Here is a 20,925-nt window from a genome sequence, read left to right as displayed (position 1 = left end):
GTGAGGCCCGAACGCACACGGCGGACCACGGACGGTGTCGGCGAACTCGGGCGGCACAAGAATGCCACCTCATGCGCCTCAGCGCTGGGCAGTCGCCAGAACCTGGGGCGCCAGCCACTTCCAGATCATCGGTGTGGCCTCCTCGGAGAAGTGGACGCTGTCGGTGTACAGCCGCTTACCGCTCACCTCGGGCTGGAAGGGATTGCTGCACACCGTCCTCGCGAGGTCGAGCAGCGGCACGTGCTCCTCGGACGCCCACTCCCGGATCAGGGCGTTGACCTGGTCGGGTCGCTGCGACTCGGCGAGCGCAGGGCCGTCGGCGCGCATCGCGGCGGCGTCCTCGGGCGGGAGGACGGACAGATCGGCCTGACGGCACGGCACCGTCGTCACGTAGACACGCTGCGCTCCCCCGGCGCGGATCTTCCCGACGGTCTCGGTGAGACGCTTCTTCGCGAGGTCGCGGTAGGCGGCGTCGTCGATCCACACCTTTCGGCCGTCGAGCATGTGCCGCGAGGCGAGGTGCACGCCGGGCATGAGGACGGCGGCCTCCGCACCCGAGCCGCGAACCTTCGACGTCAGGTCGCGCTTGAGGGAGGCACAGTCCTTCGGGTTGGGCACGATCTTGCTCTTGGAATCGACGATCGGGATGTCGAGCATGTCGCAGCCCGGCACAGCCAGGGCCACGGGGTGGAGCCCCGGGAAGTTGAGCGACGGGTAGTTCTCGACGAGCTTGAGGGGCACCGAGTCGCCCACCATGGCCACCGTGGTCCGGCTCGAGGTCATGGGGTAGGCCTTCTGCCCCGGCACGAGGTCGGGAACGTTCGCCACGTACTGCGGCGGGCCGCTGACTCGGGTCATCGTCCACATGAGGCCTGAACCGAGGACGAGGGCCAGTGCCGAACCGACGGCGACGAACTGCCGCGTGCCGGAAGTGGATTTCGGCAGCAGACCCTTGACGCCGTTCTGCAGGACGGGCACTTCGATGTAGCGGAAGCTGAGGTACGCAGCGGCGAACGTGAGCGCACCCTTGAGCACGGCCTCGGCGATGTCGGGGAGGCCCGGCACGTCGACCCACAGGTTGATGGGCCAGTGGTAGAGGTAGAGCCCGTACGAGATGCGGCCCAGGAACGCCAGGGGCTCCCACCCGAAGATGCGGTTAATGAGCAGGTTGCGCGGGTCGACGCTCGACCACCCCATGAGGGCGGCGCCGACGGCGAAGAGCAGGATGCCACCGCGGTCGTAGACCCACGTGGTGCTCGGGTCGAGGAGGAAGACCGCCGAGACCGAGACGCCGAAGCCGATGACGCCGAGCGCCTGCGTCACGGCGCGTGGAGGGAGCACCGGGCCCCGTTTGTCGTTGCCGAGTCCAAGCAGACAGCCCAGCGCGACACCGACGAGCAGAGCCTGCACGCGGGTGTCGGTGCCGTAGTAGAGGCGCGTCTGGTCCTGCGGCGTCTCGAAGCCGAGCTGCGCCGTCCAGCAGGCGCTCACCGCCGCAAGAGCGAGAGCGATGCCGGCCTTCGCGCCCCGGCGACGGGCGAGGGCGACGAGGGCGAGCACGAGGAACGGGACGATGACGTAGAACTGTTCCTCGACCGAGAGCGTCCACGCGTGACGCAGCGGCGACGGGTCGACGAACTGGTCGAAGTAGGCGTCGCCACGGCTGATGAGGCGCCAGTTGAGGAAGAACCCGAGCGTCGCGAAAGCGTCGCCGGCGTACTCCTTGCGCTGCTCCGCGTCGGCGAAGAAGGCCGTGTGAACGAGCACCGCGGCGACGAGCACGAACATCGCGGGGAGAACGCGGCGGGCCCGGCGGACGTAGAAGCGGCGGACGTCGATGCGCCCCGTCTTCTGGCGCTCCTTGAGGAGCAGACGCGTGATGAGGAAGCCGGAGAAGACGAAGAAGTGGTTGATGCCGACCCAGCCGCCGACGAGCGCCGTCACGCCGAAGTGGTAGGCGATGACGAGAACGACGAACAGGCCGCGGTAACCGTCGAGCGCCGCATAGCGCGACGGCGTGCGCACGCCCTTGCCGTTGCGTCGCTGTGCGCGCGTGCTGCCCGTCACGGACGTCCACCTGCCTTGCGCAGAACCTGCGGGGCGAGCCAGCCCCATATCATCGGGGTTGCCTCGGGCGAGAAGTGAATGCCGTCCTCGTAGACCTTCTTGCCGTGCAGCGTCGGCTGGTAACCGTCACCGCACACGGCGGAGGCGAGGTCGACGACAGGCACGTTCTCCTCCTTCGCCCAGGTACTGATGAGGGCGTTGAGGCGCTTGGGGTTCTGGGCCTCGGCCACGAGTTCGGGGGAGCGGCTCAGCTCCGTACGGTACTGGGGCGGAAGGTTGAGTTCGCTCATCCGTCGGCACGGAACGGTGGTGATCTGCACCGAACGAGCCCCGGCCGCCTCGGCTTTCGTCGTGAGTTCGGAGAGCTTCGAGCGCACGGCAGCAACGTACGCCGGGTCGTCGAGCCACACCGTGCGCCCTCTGAGTTGGTGGCGCAGCGCGAGCTGGAGACTGGGCATGATGACAAACGTCTCGGCGCCCGAGGTACGCACCTTCTCCTCGTAGGTCGCCTTGTTCTGCCGGCACGCGGCGTCGGCGCCGAGCGCCACCGTCGGTGTCCACTGCACAGGGGCGTCGACGATGTCGCAACCGGGTGTGCCGAGGTTGACGACCTCAAGGCCCGGGAAGTTGCCGCTGGGGAAACGGGAGACGAGGTGGAACGGCACCGAGTCACCGAACAGCGCGACCTTCGTCGGCGGCTTCGGCGCCGTGAACGTCGGCTGCCCCTCGACGAGCTGGGGGATGTTCGCCACCTTCTGCGGGACGCTCTCGTCGCGCACGGGTGCGGTGGCCTGCGCCGTACCTCCCGAGACGAAGAGCGCGCCGACGACGACCGCGGCCAGCCCTGCGAAGCCTGCGGCCCCCGTCCGACGGCGACCGAACGCGCCGAGTCCGTGCTTCATGATCGGCTGTTCGAGGAAGCGGTAGCTCACGGCGGCCGCCGCGTAGGACAGGGCGAGCGTCAGCACCGCGAGAACCCAGACGTTGACGCCGGTGAGGTAGCGCGAGAGCCAGATGAAGATCGGCCAGTGGTACAGGTAGAGGCCGTACGAGATCTTGCCCGTGTAGACCGCGGGTGGCAGGGAGAACACGCGAACGAGGGGTGTGGCGCGCCTCTGCGCACAGCCGATGATCCACGCCGTCGCCGCGATGGAGGTCAGCAGCATCCCGCCGCGCGAGAACATCCACGGTGCGAGCGGCTCGATCGTGACGAACGCGACGAGCGTGGCCGCCAGCCCGAGCCACCCGACGATCTCGATCCACGGGCGGCCGCCGTCGAGGGGATCACGCGGGTCGCGAGGTTTGAGCAGCGCCCCGCCGCTCCACCGGTGCCCACTCCACACGCCCGCCGCGACGCCGAGCGCCAAGGCCTGAACGCGGATGTCCGTGCCGTAGTAGGCGTGTGACTGACCACCCAGCCCGACGAGGTCCAACCGCGTGGCCCACAGGGCACTGAGTCCGGCGAGCAGCACGAACGGAAGGGTCCTCGCCAGGCGCGTACGCCCCAGGGCCAGTACGGCCACGACGAGCCACGGCACGACGAGATAGAACTGCTCCTCGACTGACAGACTCCACGCGTGCCGCGTGATGCTCGGGTGGCTGAAAGCCTCGAAGTACTGATCGTCACGGGCCACGAGACGCCAGTTCATGACGTAGGTGAGGGTGGCGAGGATGTCGCCCTTGAGGTACGCCTTCTCCTCATCGGGGGCCAAGAACAGCCCATCGAGCGTCACCGCGCCGAGCATGACGAGCAGTGCCGGGCCGAGGCGCCGCACCCGTCGGACGTAGAAATCGCGAACGCTGATGTCGCCGTAGCTACGCCGCTCGGCGAGGAGCAGACGCGTGATGAGGAAGGCGGAGAGGATGAAGAAGACGTTCATGAACACCCACAGCCCCGGCAGAACCGTGAGTGCCCCCACGTGCCACAGCATGAAGACGACCATGCCGTAGCCGCGGATGCCGTCCAGGCCAGGACGGTGGGCGAAGAGCCGTGCGGCCATGAGTTCCTCTCCGATCAAACGCGTGCGAGCTTCCGCTCACGGCGACGGGCTCACCCACCGACGAATCGGAGCGGGTGAGCCCGTTGCCGTCAGCGGCAGTCAGTCGCGAACCGTGTCGGGCTCGTCGTCGTCGAAGCGCGTGCGACGGCGGGCCGGACGCACATCGTCGTCGTCCTCGTCGTCGACCAGGCGCGTGCGGCGGACCTTGCGAGGGGCGTCGTCCTCGTCTCCCAAACGGGAACGACGGCGCGGCTCCGTGGTGCGCTCGCTCTGGCGCTCCGTGCGACCGGCGAGGAGGCCCGGGCGGCGATCGGCGTCGTCGACGTCGTCGTCCTCCACGGCCTCGTCCTCGAGGCGGGTGCGGGCGCCGCGCGTCTGCGCTGCCGACTCCGAGCCGAAGAGGAGGAAGCCGAGGGCGGCGGTGATGATGGCGAGGGCGAGGAAGAGGAGGCTCTGGTTGCGTGCGACGTCCTCGATGATGCCGCACTGGCCCTTGGCCAGACCGTTCGTGTTAGGTGACATCGGGCTACCGCAACGGAAGAGGCCGCCGTCCTTGCCCATGAAGCTGGTCGGCGTGAGGAAGAAGTACGCGGCCACCGCGAGGAATCCGGTGGCGACGATGAGCGCGACCTTCGTTCCGGGGCGCAGCGACGTCACTGTACGAGTGTCTGACTGGTTCGACATGCCCGCATGCTAGCGAAGTGGAACCGCCTGCGGCCCGGCCATTGGGCAAATAGACTCGCGCCCGTTGTCCTGTTCCCGTCGAGAGGCCCACCCCGTGCCACGTCGCGCACCCACTTCGTCGGGTTACCGCCCGGCGCTCGACGGACTTCGTGGCGTCGCCGTCCTCGCCGTTCTCGTTTTTCACCTCTGGCCGGCGGGGGTTCAGGGCGGCTGGCTCGGTGTCGACCTCTTCTTCGTCCTGTCGGGTTACCTCATCACGAGTCTGCTCGTGCGCGAGTACGCCCGTTCGGGCCGCATCGACCTGCGCCGCTTCTGGACTGCCCGCGCCCGACGCCTGCTGCCCAGCCTCATCACCGTGCTCATCGCGGTGCTGGCGGCGGCAGCTTTCTGGACACCCCCGGGACGACGCAGCTCGGTGGCGCTCGACACTCTCGCGACGCTCTTCTACGTCCAGAACTGGCGCCTCCTCGCGAGCAACGAGGCCTACTTCGACGCCAACGGCGTTCCCTCTCCGCTGCGCCACGCCTGGTCGCTGGCCATCGAGGAGCAGTACTACCTCCTCTTCCCGCTGCTGTTCCTCTTCCTCGCGCGGTATGTCCACCGCCGCTGGACGCTCGCGCTCGTCTTCGCCGTCGCTGCCGCCGCCAGTGCTGCCTGGATGGCCTACCTCTACGTGCCGGACGTCGACCCGACGCGCGTCTACTACGGCACCGACACCCGCGCCTTCGAACTGCTCATCGGCGCTGCGATCGGCGCGTGGGTCGGTCCGAGCCAATGGGGGCACGAACGCCCGTCGCGCTGGGTCGAGACCATCTCGAAGCTCGCCTGGCCGAGCCTCGCGGCGCTGCTCGTTGCGTTCGTCGCCCTCTCCGAGGATTCGCCGCTCGTCTTCCGCGGCGGCCTCGTCGTCGTCTGTCTTCTGACGCTGCCCGCGATCCTCGCCGCGGCGTCACCGCACGCGAACGCCTTTCAGCGGGCGTTCTCGTTCGAGCCGCTGCGGCAGATCGGCCTCATCAGTTACGCGTTGTACCTGTGGCACTGGCCCGTACACGTCTTCCTCTCGCCTGAGCGTCTGGGCATGAGCACCGCTGCCGCCGCGCTCGTGCAGGCCGTGCTGTCGATCGTCTTCGCGACGCTGACCTACCGCTACCTCGAGGCGCCGATCCGGGCGGGTGGACTGCGCGGTCTGGTGCCCCGCTCGCCCAGGATCTCCCGCCTGGTCGCGGTGACGGCCTGTGCTGCCGTCGCCGTGGGTACGGTTGCGCTCCCGAGGGTCACCAGCGGTATCCCGACCGAGGAGACCGGTGCGGGAGGCGGCGAACTCACGTACGCGGTGCCGTCGTACCAGCCGGGCGCCTCGCAGCGCGTCGTCGTCGTGGGTAACTCCATTCCGCACAGCCTCATGGTGAACTTCCCGTCCACACGGTTCACCGACCTCGACGTCTCGGAGTCGACGAGCTTCGGCTGCACCACATTCCCCGGTCAGCAGATCCTCAACGGCAAACCTGCCCCCATCCCCGCGGCCTGCCGCACGTTCTGGAACAACTGGCACCTCGGGCTCTTCGAGGCAGACACGATGCTGTACTTCCTGCCGCAGAACCTGCTCGACGACTACGAGGTCGACGGCCGACGGCTGAAGGCGGGCAGCGCCGAGCACGACGCCTTCATCCGTTCCTCGCTCGACTCGATGCTCGCCAAGTCCAAGGAATCCCGGGTGAAGCGCCCGGTGCTGCTCGACCTCGCCTGCCACGAGATGCCGACGTTCGGCCAGAATCCGCCGTCCCTCAACGACACCGCGAAGGTGCGTCACCTCAACGGGGTCGCCAAGCATTGGGCTGCGCAGAACAAGGTGCAGTTCCTGTCGCAGTTCGACCGGCTGTGCCCCGGCGGCACGTACCACGGCAAACTCAACGGCCAGGAGCTCTACGAGGACGCCCTGCACTACACATCCGTCTCCGGACCCATCATGTGGTCGTGGATCGCACCGCAGATCCGCAAGGACACCGCGAAGTGAGCCTTCACGCCGTCATCCTCGCGGGCGGCTACGGCTCACGGATGATGCCGCTGACGACACGCACGCCGAAGCATCTTCTCCCGATCGGTGACGAGCCCGTCATCGCTCACCAGCTTCGTCGCCTCGCCGCCGCGGGAGTGGACTCCGTGACGTTGGCGACCGCCCACCACGCCGAGGCCTTCCTGCCGGCGCTCGGCCACGGTGAGCGCGTCGGGCTCCACCTGCGCTACACCCGTGAGCCCGAGCCGCGGGGCACCGGTGGCGCGCTGAAACACGCGTGCGCCGGGCTCACGCTTCACCCGGACGACGCGCTCGTCGTCATCAACGGCGACCTCGTGAGCGACCACGACCTCGCCGCGCACGTGCGCGCGCATGTCCACGCCGGCGCACCCCTGGCGACGATCCACGCGCGACCGGTCGATGACGCGAGTGCCTTCGGCCTGCTCCATCTCGACGGTGACCGCATCACCCGGTTCGAAGAGAAGCCCGCCGGCGCACCTGCCGGTTTCGTCAACGCCGGCACGTACGTCGTCAGCCCGTCATTGCTCGATCTCATCCCGGCCGGCGAGGTGGTCTCGCTCGAGCGGGACGTGTTCCCCCGAGCTGTGGCGCTCGACGAGGGTGTGCGGGTCTACCGCGAAGACGCGCGCTTCGCCGACATCGGAACACCCGCCGCGCTGCTCGCGGCAAACCTGGCGTGGGCCCGGGATCACGTCCCGAGCGACCGCCCGAACGCCACGAGTGTTCTGCTCGGCGCCCAGGTCGCCCCCACGGCTCGCGTCGAGCGCTGCCTCGTCATGCCGGGTGCCCAGATCGGCGCCGATGCGGTGCTCACCGACAGCGTGCTCGGGCCGGGCTGCGTCATCGGTGACGGCACGCACCTCGAGGGTTGTGTTCTGGGCGACGGGGCTCGGGTGAGCCCCGGGCTGCGACTCGCCGACGCCGTACTGGGGGTCGACGAGCGCCGCTGAACGAGTCTCACTCAGCCGGGCGACCCGATATCAGTGCTCGGCGTCCTGCCAGCTCGCGCCGGTGCCGACGTTGACGTCGAGCGGAACGTCGAGATCGGCGGCCGATCCCATCTGTTCACGCACGAGGTTCTCGACGGCCTCGCGTTCACCCTCGGCGATCTCGAGGATGAGTTCGTCGTGCACCTGGAGCAGGACGCGCGAGGCGTACTCGCCGTCGCGCAATGCCTCGTCGACGCCGAGCATCGCCTTCTTCATGATGTCGGCCGCGCTGCCCTGGATGGGCGCGTTGAGCGCCATGCGCTCGGCCATGTCGCGGCGCTGACGGTTGTCGCTCGCGAGATCCGGCAGGTAGCGCCGGCGTCCCATCATCGTCTCGGTGTATCCAACGGCGCGCGCTTCGTCGACGACGTGGCGCAGGTAGTCACGCACCCCACCGAAGCGTTCGAAGTAGCCGTCCATGAGGCGCTGGGCCTCGGCGGTGGAGATGCGCAGCTGCTTGCTCAGACCGAAGGCGGACAGGCCGTAGGCGAGCCCGTAGGACATGGCCTTCACCTTGGCGCGCATCTCGGGCGTGACACCCTCCGGCTCCACCCCGAAGACTCGGGAACCGACGAAGCGGTGCAGGTCCTCACCCTCGTTGAACGCCTGGATGAGGCCCTCGTCACCCGAAAGGTGCGCCATGACGCGCATCTCGATCTGCGAGTAGTCGGCCGACATGAGGCACTCATAGCCCTCACCCACGACGAACACGCGGCGGATACGACGGCCGGATTCGGTTCGGATCGGGATGTTCTGCAGGTTCGGGTCGGTGGAACTGAGCCGGCCGGTGGCCGCGATCGTCTGCTGATAGGTGGTGTGGATGCGCCCGTCGTCCGCGACCGACTTGATGAGACCGGAAACGGTGGAACGCAGCTTCGAGGAGTCGCGGTGGCGCAGGAGCGCCTCGAGAAAGGGGTGCGGCTCCTTCTCGTAGAGGTCGGCGAGAGCCTCGGCGTCCGTCGTGTAGCCGGTCTTCGTCTTCTTCGTCTTCGGCATACCGAGCGTCTCGAAGAGCACTGTCTGCAGCTGCTTGGGCGAACCGAGGTTGACCTGCTCGCCGCCGATCGCGTCCCACGCGTCGTGCTGAGCCTGGACGACGAGAGCGTCGTAGTCGCTCTCGAGGCTCTGCAGCTCGTCGAGATCCACGGCGATCCCGGCCTTCTCCATGCCGGCGAGGACGTCGACGACGGGCATCTCGAGCTCGGCCATGAGCTCGGTGCCCCCGACCTCGGCGACGGCCTCGTCCAGCGCGGTGGCGAGCTGCGCCACCGCCGCCGCGCGAGCCATGACGTCATCGGATTCCGCCGCCGCGCTGCCACCCAGGTCGAGCATGCCCTGACCGGTGGCAGCGTCACCCGCCTGCGGGAGCTCGATGTGGCAGTAGCGCAACAGGAGGTCGTCGAAGCCGTACGAGCGCTGGTCGGGTCGCACGATGTAGGCGGCGATCGCGGTGTCGCTCGTCAGGCCGCGCAGCGTGAGGCCGCGCGCGTCGAGGGCGTGCATCGGGCCCTTGGCGTCGTGCATCGCCTTCGGCTTGGACTCGTCGGCGAGCCAGGTGGCGAGGGCCTTCTCGTCGTCCGGTGTGAGCGCGGTGAGGTCGATGTAGAGCGCGCGACCGTCGTCACCTGCGAGACCGATGCCGGCAGCGTCACCGGTGCCGCGAGCCCAGGTGCCGAGGACGTGGACGCCGGTGCGTCCGGTGAGTGGGGCCAGGGCTTTCTCGGCGCCGCCCTCGGCAACGACCTCGCCGTCGACGTCGACGTTGCCCTCGGCCTCCGGCTCGCTCGTACCGAGCGTGGCGAAGAGGCGGTCGCGCAGCACCTTGAACTCGAGACCGTCGAAGACGCGGTGCACCTCGTCACGGTTCCAGTCCGCTCGCACGAGGTCGTCCGGTCCGAGGTCGAGCGGGACGTCGGTGAGCAGCTGGTTGAGGCGGCGGTTGCGCAGCACACCGTCGAGATGGGCACGCACGGACTCGCCGGCCTTGCCCTTGATCTGGTCGACGGAGGCGACGAGACCGGTGAGGTCGCCGTAGGTCGTGAGCCACTTGGCGGCCGTCTTCGGGCCGACGCCGGGCACGCCGGGCAGGTTGTCGGACTTCTCACCGACGAGGGCCGCGAGGTCGCTGTAGCGCTCGGGCGGAACGCCGTACTTCTCCTCGACGGCGGCCGGCGTCATGCGCGTGAGCTCGGAGACGCCCTTGACCGGGTACAGGACGGTGACCTTGTCCCCCACAAGCTGCAGGGCGTCTCGGTCACCGGAGCACAGGAGCACCTCGTCGAAGCCCTGATCGACGGCCTGCGTGGTCAGGGTGGCGAGGATGTCGTCGGCCTCGTAGCCGTCGAGTTCGATGTGCGCGACGCCCATGGCGTCGAGCACCTCCTTGACGAGGCTGACCTGCCCCTTGAACTCGTTCGGCGTCGTGGCGCGCCCCGCCTTGTACTCGGCGTACTCCTCGGTGCGGAACGTCTGACGCGACACGTCGAAGGCCACACCGAGGTGGGTGGGTTCGGTGTCGCGCAGGACGTTGATGAGCATCGAGGTGAAGCCGTACACGGCGTTCGTGTGCTGCCCCGTGGAGGTGGAGAAGTTCTCCGCGGGCAGCGCGAAGAACGCCCGGTAGGCGAGGGAATGACCGTCCAGCAACAACAAGCGCTTCACACATGGCAGCCTATGTCCCGACACTGACAACCAGAAAGGCGACCGACATGACCGACGCTTCCCGCCCCTCCTCCGCCGCGGAGAACCGCCCCGCCACCGACGAGGAACTCGCGATGCTGCGCGAGATGAGCAGGGGAACGCTCGACGAGCGCATGGGCATCGAGATCGTCGAGGCCAGCGCCGAGCGCGTCGTCGCGACGATGCCGGTGGAGGGAAACACCCAGCCCTACGGTCTCCTCCACGGCGGCGCGAACGTCGTCATCGCCGAAAGCGTGGGTTCGATCGGTGCGGCACTCGCCGCGGGCCCGGGCCGCTACGCGGTCGGCCTCGACATCAACGCCACGCACCACCGCTCGGCGCGTTCGGGCATCGTGACGGCGACGGCGACCGCCTTGTCGCTCGGTCGCACTCTCGCGGCCTACGACGTCGTCATCACCGACGACCAGGGGCGACGCACCTGCACGGCACGCATCACGTGCATGCTGCGCGACCAGTGAACTGAGTGCAGGGTCAGTCGCCGAACTCGGCGATGACACCGTCGCAGACCTGCTGCATCGACAGGCGCCGATCCATGGCCGTCTTCTGGATCCACCGGAAGGCGGCCTGCTCGTCGAGGCCGAGCTTCGTCGTGAGCAGCCCCTTGGCACGATCGAGCGACTTGCGCGCCTCGAAGCGCGTCTTCATCTCCTCGAGTTCGTCGCTGAGCGACCGGGTGTCACTCCAGCGACGCAGCGCGACGGTGAGCGCCGGGCCGAGGTCGTTCCAGGTGAACGGCTTGACCACGTAGCCCATGACGCCCGCGTCGCCGGCACGGTCGACGAGGTGCTTGTCGCTGAACGCCGTGAGCAACACGACGGGCGCGAGGTGCTCGCGGCCGATCTCCTCTGCGGCGCTGATGCCGTCCTTGGCCGGCATCTTGACGTCGAACACGGCCAGGTCGGGGCGATGCTCGCGAACGGCGGCGAGTGCTGCCTCGCCGTCGGAAACCGCCGCGACGACGTCGTAGCCGCCCGCCTCTAGCATCTCGACGAGGTCGAGGCGGATGAGGGCCTCGTCCTCGGCCACCACGACGCGGGGAAGGGTGTTCGTCGGTTCAGGGCTGTTCGTCGTCACCCGGAGCATCCTAAGCCCGCGTCGAACACGACTCGATCACGCAGCCAATCATGCTTTGGAGCGGGAGAACTCCGACGCCGCGCGAATCTGCTCGTCGGTGGGACGCACGCCCGTGTAGAGGACGAACTGCTCGGCGGCTTGGAGTGCGATGACCTCTGCCCCGGTGATGACGCTCTTGCCGCGCTCACGGGCCGCCGCGATGAGTGGGGTCTCACTCGGCTTGGCGACGACGTCGACGATCCAGTCCGCGGCGTCGATCTCCTCTTCGGTGAAGCTGAGTTGGCCCTCCCCTTCGCCCCCGGCCATGCCGAGCGGCGTGACGTTGACGAGGACGCGAGTTCCCTCCGGCACCTCGCGCGAGTGCTCCCAGCCGTACTGTTCGGCGAGGGCACGGCCCGTGTCCGCGTTGCGCGCGACGACGGTTCCGTGGGTGAATCCCGTGTCCCGACAGGCTGCGACGACGGCCTTGCCCATGCCGCCGCTCCCCCGCACGGCGATCGTCAGGTCGGTCGGCACGCCGTGGCTCGCCAGGAGTGAGGCGACGGCCGAGTAGTCGGTGTTGTACCCGGTGAGGACTCCGTCGTCGTTGACGATCGTGTTGACCGAATCGATGGCCTTCGCCGACTCGTCGAGGCGGTCGAGCATCGGGATGACCTGCTCCTTGAACGGCATGCTCACCGCGGCGCCACGGATCGGAAGGCCCCTGATGCCCGCCACGGCCTGCGCGAGGTCAGTGGGCGAGAACGCCTTGTAGACGTAGTCGAGCCCGAGTTCGTCGTAGAGGCGGTTGTGGAAGCGCGTGCCGATGTTGCTCGGGTTGCCCGACATCGAGATGCACAGCTGAGTGTCCTTCGAGAGCATGGCTCAACCCTACTGAGGCGCCGCGAGGGCTTCACCCCGGCGCTCTACGGGTACGCGGCCCACTGGGCGACACACCCTGCTGAGCGCCCAAGAGCTCACCGAGGTTGCTGAGCCGCTCTTCGGGGAACGGATGCGTCGACCAGGTGTCAAGGTACGCGCCCCGATCGACGGCTGCGACGCCGTCATAGATCAACCGCGCCAAGCTCGGACGTCGACGTGAAGCGATACGCACGACGGTCGTCGCTCGAGGTGATCAACAGCAGGATGTGGTTCTCGGTAGCGAGGCATCCGACGATCGTCGCGTCAGGTTCGCGGTGAAGAACGAAGCTCGCAGCGCGCGACGACTCCGTCGCCAGGGTCCAGGCAGCATCGAGAAAGTCGGCCAGAACGTCCGAGACGTAGCTTGCCCGAACCGTGAGTGGGACCCCGTCGCTCGCCGCGAACGTGCAGTCCATCCACCCGGAGGAGTCGAGGGCGAACGAGATCGCCTCCAGCTCGCGCGGTGCGTCCTCGAAACGCAGGTGCGAGTCGATCTCGGTCATTCATGCCTCCAGTGAGAGGACGAAGGCCCTCGTCCGGTGCTGGACGAGGGCCTTGCGGGTCCGCCATTCCGGACGGACCCCGGTGTGCCGACGGGGGGATTCGAACCCCCACGCCCGAAGGCAAAGCATTTTGAGTGCTCCGTGTCTGCCGTTCCACCACGTCGGCGCGTGACCCGGACATGCTAGCCGACGCCGGGCCCGTCGCCGTCATCGGGACAGCCCATGGCCACAGACGTGAAAAACCCCCGACAGCGCACGGAAACGCGGGCTTGTCAGGGGTGTTTCGAGACCGGTCGCCCGATCAGGCCTCGGTGCCCACCGCGTTGTACGCAGGAGCCACCCGGTTCTTCGCGTCACCCATCTTGTGGACGCGGAGCGCATTCGTCGAGCCGGGGATTCCGGGCGGAGAGCCGGCCACGATGACGACGAGGTCGCCCTCGGACACGCGACCGTCGCCGAGGAAGATCTCGTCGACCTGCTGCGCCATCTCGTCGGTGTGACGCACCTTCGGGCGGCAGATCGTCTCGATGCCCCACACGAGCGCCAACTGGGCGCGCACGACCGGGTCGGGCGTGAACGCGACGATCGGCGTGCTCGGGCGCAGACGCGACATGCGCTGCGCGGAGTCACCGGTGGTCGTGAAGTTGATGAGGTACTTGCAGTCGAGCTCGGTGGCCACGACGACGGCTGCCTTCGTCACGACGCCGCCCTTGGTGTTCGGCTTCGTGCCGAGCACCGGAACGCGGTCGAGACCGTGATCCTCGGTGGAGGCGATGATGCGCGCCATCGTGCGGACCGTCTCGACCGGCCACGCGCCGACCGAGGTCTCCCCGGAGAGCATGACGGCGTCGGCGCCGTCGAGCACCGCGTTGGCGCAGTCGGAGGCCTCGGCGCGCGTCGGGCGCGGGTTCTCGATCATCGACTCGAGCACCTGCGTGGCGACGATGACGGGTTTCGCCGCACGACGGGCGAGCTCGACGGCCCGCTTCTGCACGAGCGGGACGTCTTCGAGCGGGAGCTCCACACCGAGGTCACCGCGGGCCACCATGATGCCGTCGAACGCCTCGACGATCTCCTCGAGGTTGTCGACGGCCTGCGGCTTCTCGACCTTGGCGATGACGGGACGACGAATGCCCTCCTCGTCCATGATCTCGTGGCAGCGCACGATGTCGGCGGCGTCACGAACGAACGACAGGGCGATGAGGTCCGCACCGGCCTTGAGCGCCCAGCGCAGGTCGGCCTCGTCCTTCTCGGACAGGGCCGGCACGCTGACGGCCACGCCGGGCAGGTTGATGCCCTTGTTGTTCGACACAGTGCCTGGCACGACGACCTCGGTGATGACGTCGGTGTCGGTCACCTCGACGGCACGCAGTGCGACCTTGCCGTCGTCGATGAGCAGGTCGTCGCCGACCTTCACGTCACCCGGCAGGCCCTTGTACGTCGTACCGACGCGCTCGGCGTTGCCGTCGACGTCCTCGATCGTGATGGTGAAGCGGTCGCCCTTGGCGAGTTCGACCGGGCCACCCGAGAAACGAGCCGTGCGGATCTTCGGGCCCTGCAGGTCGGCCAGGACGCCGACAGCGCGACCGGTTGCCTCGGCGGCAGCGCGGACGTTGTCGAGTCGCGTCTGGTGCTCGTCGTACGAGCCGTGCGAAAGGTTGAAGCGGGCCACGTCGAGGCCGGCCTCGACGAGTTCACGGATACGTTCGGGGGTTTCGGATGCGGGACCTAGAGTTCCTACGATCTTTGCGCGACGCATGCCTCAACCCTAGCCCCCGTCGAAGGCACACATCACGCGGTATCGCGCGCTGAGACCCCGGATTTGCCCTACTGGTGAGTACCCGCTCGGGGACGCCGAAGGCCCCCGTCCGCGTGCTGCGAACGAGGGCCTTCGAGGCTGCGATCAGACCGTCAGCGGACGATCCGTGGGCGCGATCGGCGCCGGGAGCGTCGAGTCGCCCATGAGCCAGGTGTCCACGCCGTGGGCCGCCGAACGGCCCTCGGCGATGGCCCACACGATAAGCGACTGACCTCGGCCGCAGTCACCTGCAACGAACACGCCGGGCACGCTCGACATGAAGTTCGCGTCACGGCTGACGTTGCTGCGCTCGTCCTTCTCGACGCCGAGCTGCTCGAGCAGACCGTCGCCCTGCGGGCCGAGGAAGCCCATGGCGAGGAGTACCAGCTGCGCAGGGATGACCCGCTCGCTGCCCTCGACCTCGTTGAACTTTCCATTCTCGAACGTCACCTCGACGATTTTGAGGCCCGTGACGTTGCCGTCGGCGTCGCCCATGATCTCCTTCGTCGACGCCGAGTAGACACGCTCGCCGCCCTCCTCGTGCGCCGAGGCGACACGGAAGATCATCGGGTAGGTCGGCCAGGGCTGGTGCGTCGGGCGGTCCTCACCCGGACGCGCCATGATCTCGAGGCTCGTCACTGACTTCGCGCCCTGACGCAGTGCGGTGCCGATGCAGTCGGCGCCGGTGTCACCGCCACCGATGACGACGACGTCCTTACCGGTGGCGAGGATCTGGTCCTCCACCTCGCCGCCGAGCGAGACACGGTTGGCCTGGGGCAGGTACTCCATGGCCTGGTAGGTGCCCTTGAACTCGCGACCCTCGACCGGCAGGTCGCGACGCACGGTGGCGCCCATGGCGAGGACGACCGCGTCGTAGCGCGCACGCAGCGACTCCGCCGTCATCGTCACGCCGATCTCGCTGTTGCAGCGGAACCGGGTGCCCTCGGCCTTCATCTGGTCGATGCGGCGGTCGAGGACGGCCTTCTCCATCTTGAACTCGGGAATTCCGTAGCGCATGAGGCCACCGGGCGCGTCGTCACGCTCGTAGACGGCCACGGTGTGACCGGCGCGCGTGAGCTGCTGGGCCGCTGCGAGACCGGCAGGGCCGGAGCCGACGACGGCGACCGTCTTGCCCGTCAGGCGCGTGGGCACCTGCGGCGCGACGTGGCCGCGCTCGAACGCCTCGTCCACGGTGGTCTTCTCGATCTGCTTGATCGTCACCGCGGGCTGGCTGATGCCGAGCACGCACGCCGTCTCGCACGGCGCCGGGCACAGGCGCCCGGTGAACTCGGGGAAGTTGTTCGTGGCGTGAAGGCGCTCGATGGCCTCCTCCCACTCCCCCTTCCACGCGAGGTCGTTCCACTCCGGAATGAGGTTTCCGAGGGGGCAGCCCGAGTGACAGAACGGGATGCCGCAGTCCATGCATCGGCCGGCCTGACGCTGCAGGGTGCCGAGCTGCTGCTCCTCGTACACCTCCTTCCAGTCACGGATACGAACGGGAACGGGGCGACGGGCCGGGAGCTCGCGCTCACGGGTCTTGAGGAATCCGCGGGGGTCAGCCACGAGACGACACCTCCATGATCTGGTTCCACACCTGGGCACTGTCGGGGTCGACGCCCATGCCTTCGGCGTCCTTTCGGATGCTCAGCACGCGCTGGTACTCACGCGGCGTGACGAGCGAGAAGCGCACGAGGCTGGCGGGCCAGTCCTCGAGCAGTGACGTGGCGACGGCCGAACCGGTCTCCTCGGCGTGCTGGGTGAGCAGTTCCTTGACGATCTCCTCGTCGCTCTCCCGCAGGCCGGTGATGTCGACGAGTTCGGCGTTGACGAGTTCCTCGCGCAGGTCGAGGACGTAGGCCTCGCCGCCGGACATGCCGGCCGCGAAGTTGCGTCCCGTCGGGCCGAGGATGAGGACGCGACCGCCCGTCATGTACTCGCACCCGTGGTCACCGACGCCTTCGACAACGGCGGTGGCACCGGAGTTACGCACGCAGAAGCGTTCGCCGACCTTCCCGCGCAGGAACAGTTCGCCGCTCGTCGCACCGTAGGCGATGACGTTGCCGGCGATGGCGTTCTCCTCCGCGACGAGGGCCGTCCCGGTGTCGGGGCGCACGATGATGCGTCCACCCGACAGGCCCTTGCCGACGTAGTCGTTGCCCTCACCGACGAGGCGCAGCGTGAGCCCCTTCGGCACGAAGGCGCCGAAGCTCTGCCCCGCAGCACCGCGCAGGGTGATGTCGACGAGGTTGTCGGGCAGTTGCTCGTCGCGGTAGCGCTTCGTCAGCGTGTGGCCGAGCATCGTACCGACGGTGCGGTTGACGTTGGACACCTTCGTCTCGAACGCGACTGCTTCCTTGTTCTCGATCGCGGCCTTGGCCTTTTCGATGAGCTCGTTGTCGAGTGCAACGTCGAGGTGGTGGTCCTGGCCCTGGGAGTTGTACAGGTCGCCACCGAAGGGCATCTCCGCCTTGGCGAAGATCGGCGACAGATCCATGCCGCTGGCCTTCCAGTGCTCGACGGCCTCGTCGGTGTCGAGGGCCTCGACGTGTCCCACGGCCTCGGCGATCGAACGGAAACCGAGCTCGGCGAGCAATTCGCGCACCTCTTCGGCGATGTATTCGAAGAACGTCTCGACGAACTCGGGTTTGCCGGAGTAGCGCTCGCGCAGCTCCGGGTTCTGCGTCGCGATGCCGACGGGGCAGGTGTCGAGATGACACACGCGCATCATGATGCAGCCGGAGACGACGAGCGGAGCCGTGGCGAAACCGAACTCCTCGGCACCGAGCAGGGCCGCGATGACGACGTCACGGCCGGTCTTGAGCTGGCCGTCCGTCTGGACGACGATGCGGTCGCGCAGGCCGTTGAGCAGCAGCGTCTGCTGGGCCTCGGCGAGGCCGAGCTCCCACGGGCCACCCGCGTGCTTGAGCGACGTGAGCGGCGAGGCGCCCGTCCCGCCGTCGTGACCGGAGATGAGCACGACGTCCGCGTGGGCCTTGGAGACACCCGCGGCGACCGTGCCGACGCCGACCTCGGAGACGAGCTTCACGTGGATGCGCGCGCTCGGGTTGGCGTTCTTGAGGTCGTGGATCAGCTGGGCCAGGTCCTCGATCGAGTAGATGTCGTGGTGCGGCGGCGGCGAGATGAGGCCGACGCCCGGCGTCGCGTGACGCGTGCGCGCCACCCACGGGTAGACCTTCGGGCCGGGCAGCTGACCACCCTCACCGGGCTTGGCGCCCTGGGCCATCTTGATCTGGATGTCGTCGGCCTCGGTGAGGTAGAGCGACGTCACGCCGAAGCGGCCGGAGGCCACCTGCTTGATGGCGCTGCGGCGCGTCGGGTCGAGCAGGCGCTCGACGTCCTCACCGCCCTCACCGGTGTTCGACTTGCCGCCGAGGCGGTTCATCGCCACGGCGAGCGTCTCGTGGGCCTCACGCGAGATGGAGCCGTACGACATGGCACCCGTCGAGAAGCGCTTGACGATCTCGCTCACCGGCTCGACCTCGTCGATCGAGATCGACGGGCGGTCGGAGGCGAACTTGAACAGGCCACGGAGCGTCATGAGCTCCGCCGACTGGTCGTCGACGGCCTGCGTGTACTGCTTGAAGATGTCGTAGCGGCGCGAGCGCGTCGAGTGCTGGAGGCGGAACACCGTCGTCGGGTTGAACAGGTGCGGTGCGCCCTCGCGACGCCACTTGTACTCGCCGCCGACCTCGAGCGTGCGGTGGCTCGGTCCCTGGTGGTCGCTCGGGTACGCCTTCGCGTGACGCGCCGCGACCTCGGCCGCGACGACGTCGAGACCGACACCGCCGAGGCGGGAGGTCGTGGCCGTGAAGTACGCGTCGACGAGTTCCTGGCTGAGGCCCAGCGCCTCGAAGACCTGAGCACCGCGGTAGGAGGCCACCGTGGAGATGCCCATCTTCGACATCACCTTGAGCAGACCCTTACCGAGCGCCTTGATGAGGTTCTTCACGGCCTGCTCGGGCGTGATGTCACCGAGCGCGCTGTCACGGGCGAGCTGCTCGACGGACTCCATCGCGAGGTAGGGGTTGACGAGGGCCGCGCCGTAGCCGACGAGGAGGGCCACGTGGTGGACCTCGCGCACGTCGCCGGCCTCGACGATGAGGCCGACCTGCATGCGCGTCTTCTCGCGGATGAGGTGGTGGTGGACGGCTGCGGTGAGCAGCAGCGACGGAATCGGTGCGAACTCGGCGTTGCTGTCACGGTCCGAGAGCACGACGAAGCGGTGGCCGTCGGCAATCGCCTGGCTCACCTCCGCGAAGATGCCCTGGAGGCGTGCCTTGAGGGCGCTCGCTCCCCCGTCGACCCGGTAGGTGCCGCGGATGACGTAGGCCGCGAAGCCCTCCTGGTCGCCGTCGGCGTTGATGTGGACGATCTTCGCGAGCTCGTCGTTGTCGATGACCGGGAAGCCCAGCTCGACCTGACGCGCATGCTCCGGACCGTCGCCGAGAAGGTTCGCCTCCGGACCCATCGTCGTGCCGAGGCTCGTGACGAGCTCCTCACGGATGGCATCGAGCGGCGGGTTGGTGACCTGCGCGAAGAGCTGCGTGAAGTAGTCGAACAGGAGCCGCGGCCGGGAGCTGAGCACGGCCACGGGCGTGTCGGTGCCCATCGAGCCGAGCGCCTCGGCGCCCGTCTGAGCCATGGGCGACAGGAGGATCTTGAGTTCCTCGTGCGTGTAGCCGAACGTCTGCTGGCGGCGCTCGACCGAGCTCTGCGAGTACATGACGTGCTCGCGGTCCGGCAGGTTCTCCAGCTTGACGATGCCCTCGTCGAGCCACTGCTGGTACGGGCGCTCCGCGGCGAGCTGGGACTTGATCTCGTCGTCGGGAACGATGCGCCCGGCCTCGGTGTCGATGAGGAACATGCGGCCCGGCTGCAAGCGGCCGCGTTCGACGACGTCCTCGGGCGGCAGGTCGAGCACGCCGGCCTCGGAGGCGAGGACGACGAGGCCGTCCTTGGTCACCGAGTAGCGGCCGGGGCGAAGGCCGTTGCGGTCGAGAACGGCACCGATGAGGCTGCCGTCGGTGAACGTGACACACGCAGGGCCGTCCCACGGCTCCATGAACGCTGCGTGGTACTCGTAGAACGCGCGGCGAGCGGCGTCCATCTCGGCGTGGTTCTCCCACGCCTCGGGGATCATCATGAGCACGGCGTGCGGCAGGCTGCGGCCCGACAGGTGGAGCAGTTCGAGCGTCTCGTCGAACGTGGCCGAGTCGGAGGCGTCCGGCGTGCAGATCGGCAGCAGACGCGAGATGTCGCCCGGCAGGACGTCGCTCTCGAGCTGCGACTCACGCGCGCTCATCCAGTTGCGGTTACCGCGGACGGTGTTGATCTCACCGTTGTGCGCGATGAAGCGGAACGGGTGCGCCAGCGGCCAGCTCGGGAATGTGTTCGTCGAGAAGCGGCTGTGCACGAGGGCGAGGGCCGTCGCGAAACGCTCGTCGGACAGGTCCGGGTAGAACTGCTCCAGCTGCGCGGTGGTGAGCATGCCCTTGTAGACCACGGTGCGCGCCGACAGGGACGCGAAGTACACGTCGAGGTCGTGCTCGGCACGCTTGCGGGCGCAGAAGGCACGGCGATCGAGTTCGAGGCCGCTGACGCTCCCGTCGGCAGCCGCGAGGAAGACCTGGCGGAAGACGGGCATCGTCTCGCGGGCCGACTCACCGACGACGCTCGGGTCGACCGGAACGTCGCGCCAGCCGAGAACCGTGAGGCCCTCCTCCTCGGCGATGGCGTCGAACTTCTCGCCGACGGCCCACTGACCGTCCGCATCCTGCGGCAGGAACGCGATACCGACGGCGTACTCGCCCTTGGCCGGCAGGTCGAAGTCGACGACGGCGCGCAGGAACTCGTCGGGAATCTGGGTGAGGATGCCGGCGCCGTCACCGACGAGCGGGTCGGCGCCGGTGGCGCCGCGGTGCTCGAGGTTCGTCAGGGCCAGAAGGGCCGCATCGACGATGTCGTGGCCGCCGTGGCCGCGCATCGTCGCGACGAGAGCGACACCGCAGGCGTCGTGCTCGAAGGTGGGGTCGTACAGCCCCTGGGCGGATGGTTGGGCGGAGAAAGCATGCGCTGACATGGCTCACCGTCCTGTTCGTCGTCGGGACGCACGCATCGTCGTGAGACGGCACGTGCGTCGAGCAGTGTTCGGAAC

The 20,925-nt window shown here is 68.4% G+C and carries 13 protein-coding genes and 1 tRNA gene; 3 read left to right on the top strand and 11 right to left on the bottom strand.

What is annotated here, in order from left to right:
* Positions 1 to 78: 78 nt before the first annotated feature.
* From H7F30_RS10130 to H7F30_RS10120, 3 genes are all read right to left on the bottom strand, one after another.
* Positions 79 to 2,067 carry an acyltransferase family protein gene (locus H7F30_RS10130; protein WP_165357852.1) on the bottom strand — a complete coding sequence of 663 codons (1,989 nt, stop codon included), beginning with the start codon at positions 2,065 to 2,067 and terminating at the stop codon, positions 79 to 81.
* Entirely contained in the window at positions 2,064 to 4,067 is a 2,004-nt protein-coding gene (locus H7F30_RS10125) for an acyltransferase family protein (protein ID WP_187034925.1), read from the bottom strand. Before H7F30_RS10125 ends, H7F30_RS10130 begins: the two co-directional genes overlap by 4 nt.
* A 99-nt stretch (positions 4,068 to 4,166) precedes the next feature.
* Complete coding sequence (locus H7F30_RS10120) at positions 4,167 to 4,751, bottom strand: hypothetical protein (RefSeq protein ID WP_129663369.1); 585 nt, start codon at positions 4,749 to 4,751, stop codon at positions 4,167 to 4,169.
* A gap of 94 nt (positions 4,752 to 4,845) precedes the next feature.
* On the opposite strand from H7F30_RS10120, the gene H7F30_RS10115 reads away from it, so the two are divergent.
* On the top strand, positions 4,846 to 6,765 hold the full coding sequence (locus H7F30_RS10115; protein WP_187034923.1) for an acyltransferase: 1,920 nt from the start codon (positions 4,846 to 4,848) through the stop codon (positions 6,763 to 6,765).
* Entirely contained in the window at positions 6,762 to 7,736 is a 975-nt protein-coding gene (locus tag H7F30_RS10110; protein ID WP_187034921.1) for an NDP-sugar synthase, read from the top strand. The genes H7F30_RS10115 and H7F30_RS10110 overlap by 4 nt, the downstream gene beginning before the upstream one ends.
* Before the next feature lie 30 nt (positions 7,737 to 7,766).
* Here H7F30_RS10110 and polA read toward each other — a convergent pair whose 3' ends face one another.
* The gene (gene polA, locus H7F30_RS10105) at positions 7,767 to 10,436 is read right to left on the bottom strand and encodes a DNA polymerase I (RefSeq protein ID WP_187034919.1); all 2,670 of its coding nucleotides are present in this window, start codon (positions 10,434 to 10,436) and stop codon (positions 7,767 to 7,769) included.
* A 47-nt stretch (positions 10,437 to 10,483) separates the two neighbouring features.
* Between polA and H7F30_RS10100 the strand changes: the two genes are divergently transcribed.
* Complete coding sequence (locus tag H7F30_RS10100) at positions 10,484 to 10,933, top strand: PaaI family thioesterase (RefSeq protein ID WP_187034917.1); 450 nt, start codon at positions 10,484 to 10,486, stop codon at positions 10,931 to 10,933.
* 13 nt (positions 10,934 to 10,946) lie between these two features.
* On the opposite strand, the gene H7F30_RS10095 is transcribed toward H7F30_RS10100, so the two are convergent.
* From H7F30_RS10095 to gltB, 7 genes are all read right to left on the bottom strand, one after another.
* On the bottom strand, positions 10,947 to 11,549 hold the full coding sequence (locus H7F30_RS10095) for an ANTAR domain-containing response regulator (RefSeq protein WP_255464737.1): 603 nt from the start codon (positions 11,547 to 11,549) through the stop codon (positions 10,947 to 10,949).
* A 48-nt stretch (positions 11,550 to 11,597) separates the two neighbouring features.
* Positions 11,598 to 12,410 carry a shikimate 5-dehydrogenase gene (locus tag H7F30_RS10090; RefSeq protein ID WP_187034912.1) on the bottom strand — a complete coding sequence of 271 codons (813 nt, stop codon included), beginning with the start codon at positions 12,408 to 12,410 and terminating at the stop codon, positions 11,598 to 11,600.
* Between the two features lie 182 nt (positions 12,411 to 12,592).
* Positions 12,593 to 12,952 (bottom strand): hypothetical protein, encoded by a 360-nt coding sequence (locus H7F30_RS10085; RefSeq protein ID WP_187034910.1) that lies wholly within the window; start codon positions 12,950 to 12,952, stop codon positions 12,593 to 12,595.
* 85 nt (positions 12,953 to 13,037) lie between these two features.
* Positions 13,038 to 13,118 (bottom strand) — tRNA-Leu (locus tag H7F30_RS10080).
* Positions 13,119 to 13,253: 135 nt separating this feature from the next.
* Positions 13,254 to 14,711: a pyruvate kinase gene (gene pyk, locus H7F30_RS10075; protein WP_187034908.1), complete on the bottom strand. Its 1,458-nt coding sequence runs from the start codon at positions 14,709 to 14,711 to the stop codon at positions 13,254 to 13,256.
* Between the two features lie 144 nt (positions 14,712 to 14,855).
* Positions 14,856 to 16,313, bottom strand: a complete 1,458-nt coding sequence (locus tag H7F30_RS10070; protein ID WP_187034906.1) for a glutamate synthase subunit beta — start codon at positions 16,311 to 16,313, stop codon at positions 14,856 to 14,858.
* Positions 16,306 to 20,850 (bottom strand): glutamate synthase large subunit, encoded by a 4,545-nt coding sequence (gene gltB, locus H7F30_RS10065; RefSeq protein ID WP_187034904.1) that lies wholly within the window; start codon positions 20,848 to 20,850, stop codon positions 16,306 to 16,308. Before gltB ends, H7F30_RS10070 begins: the two co-directional genes overlap by 8 nt.
* Positions 20,851 to 20,925: the final 75 nt, after the last annotated feature.

Source organism: Dermacoccus sp. PAMC28757 (assembly GCF_014302635.1).
Classification (GTDB): domain Bacteria; phylum Actinomycetota; class Actinomycetes; order Actinomycetales; family Dermatophilaceae; genus Dermacoccus; species Dermacoccus abyssi.
The sequence above is the reverse complement of the archived record's forward strand: the minus strand, read 5'-3'. Positions and strand labels throughout refer to the sequence as shown.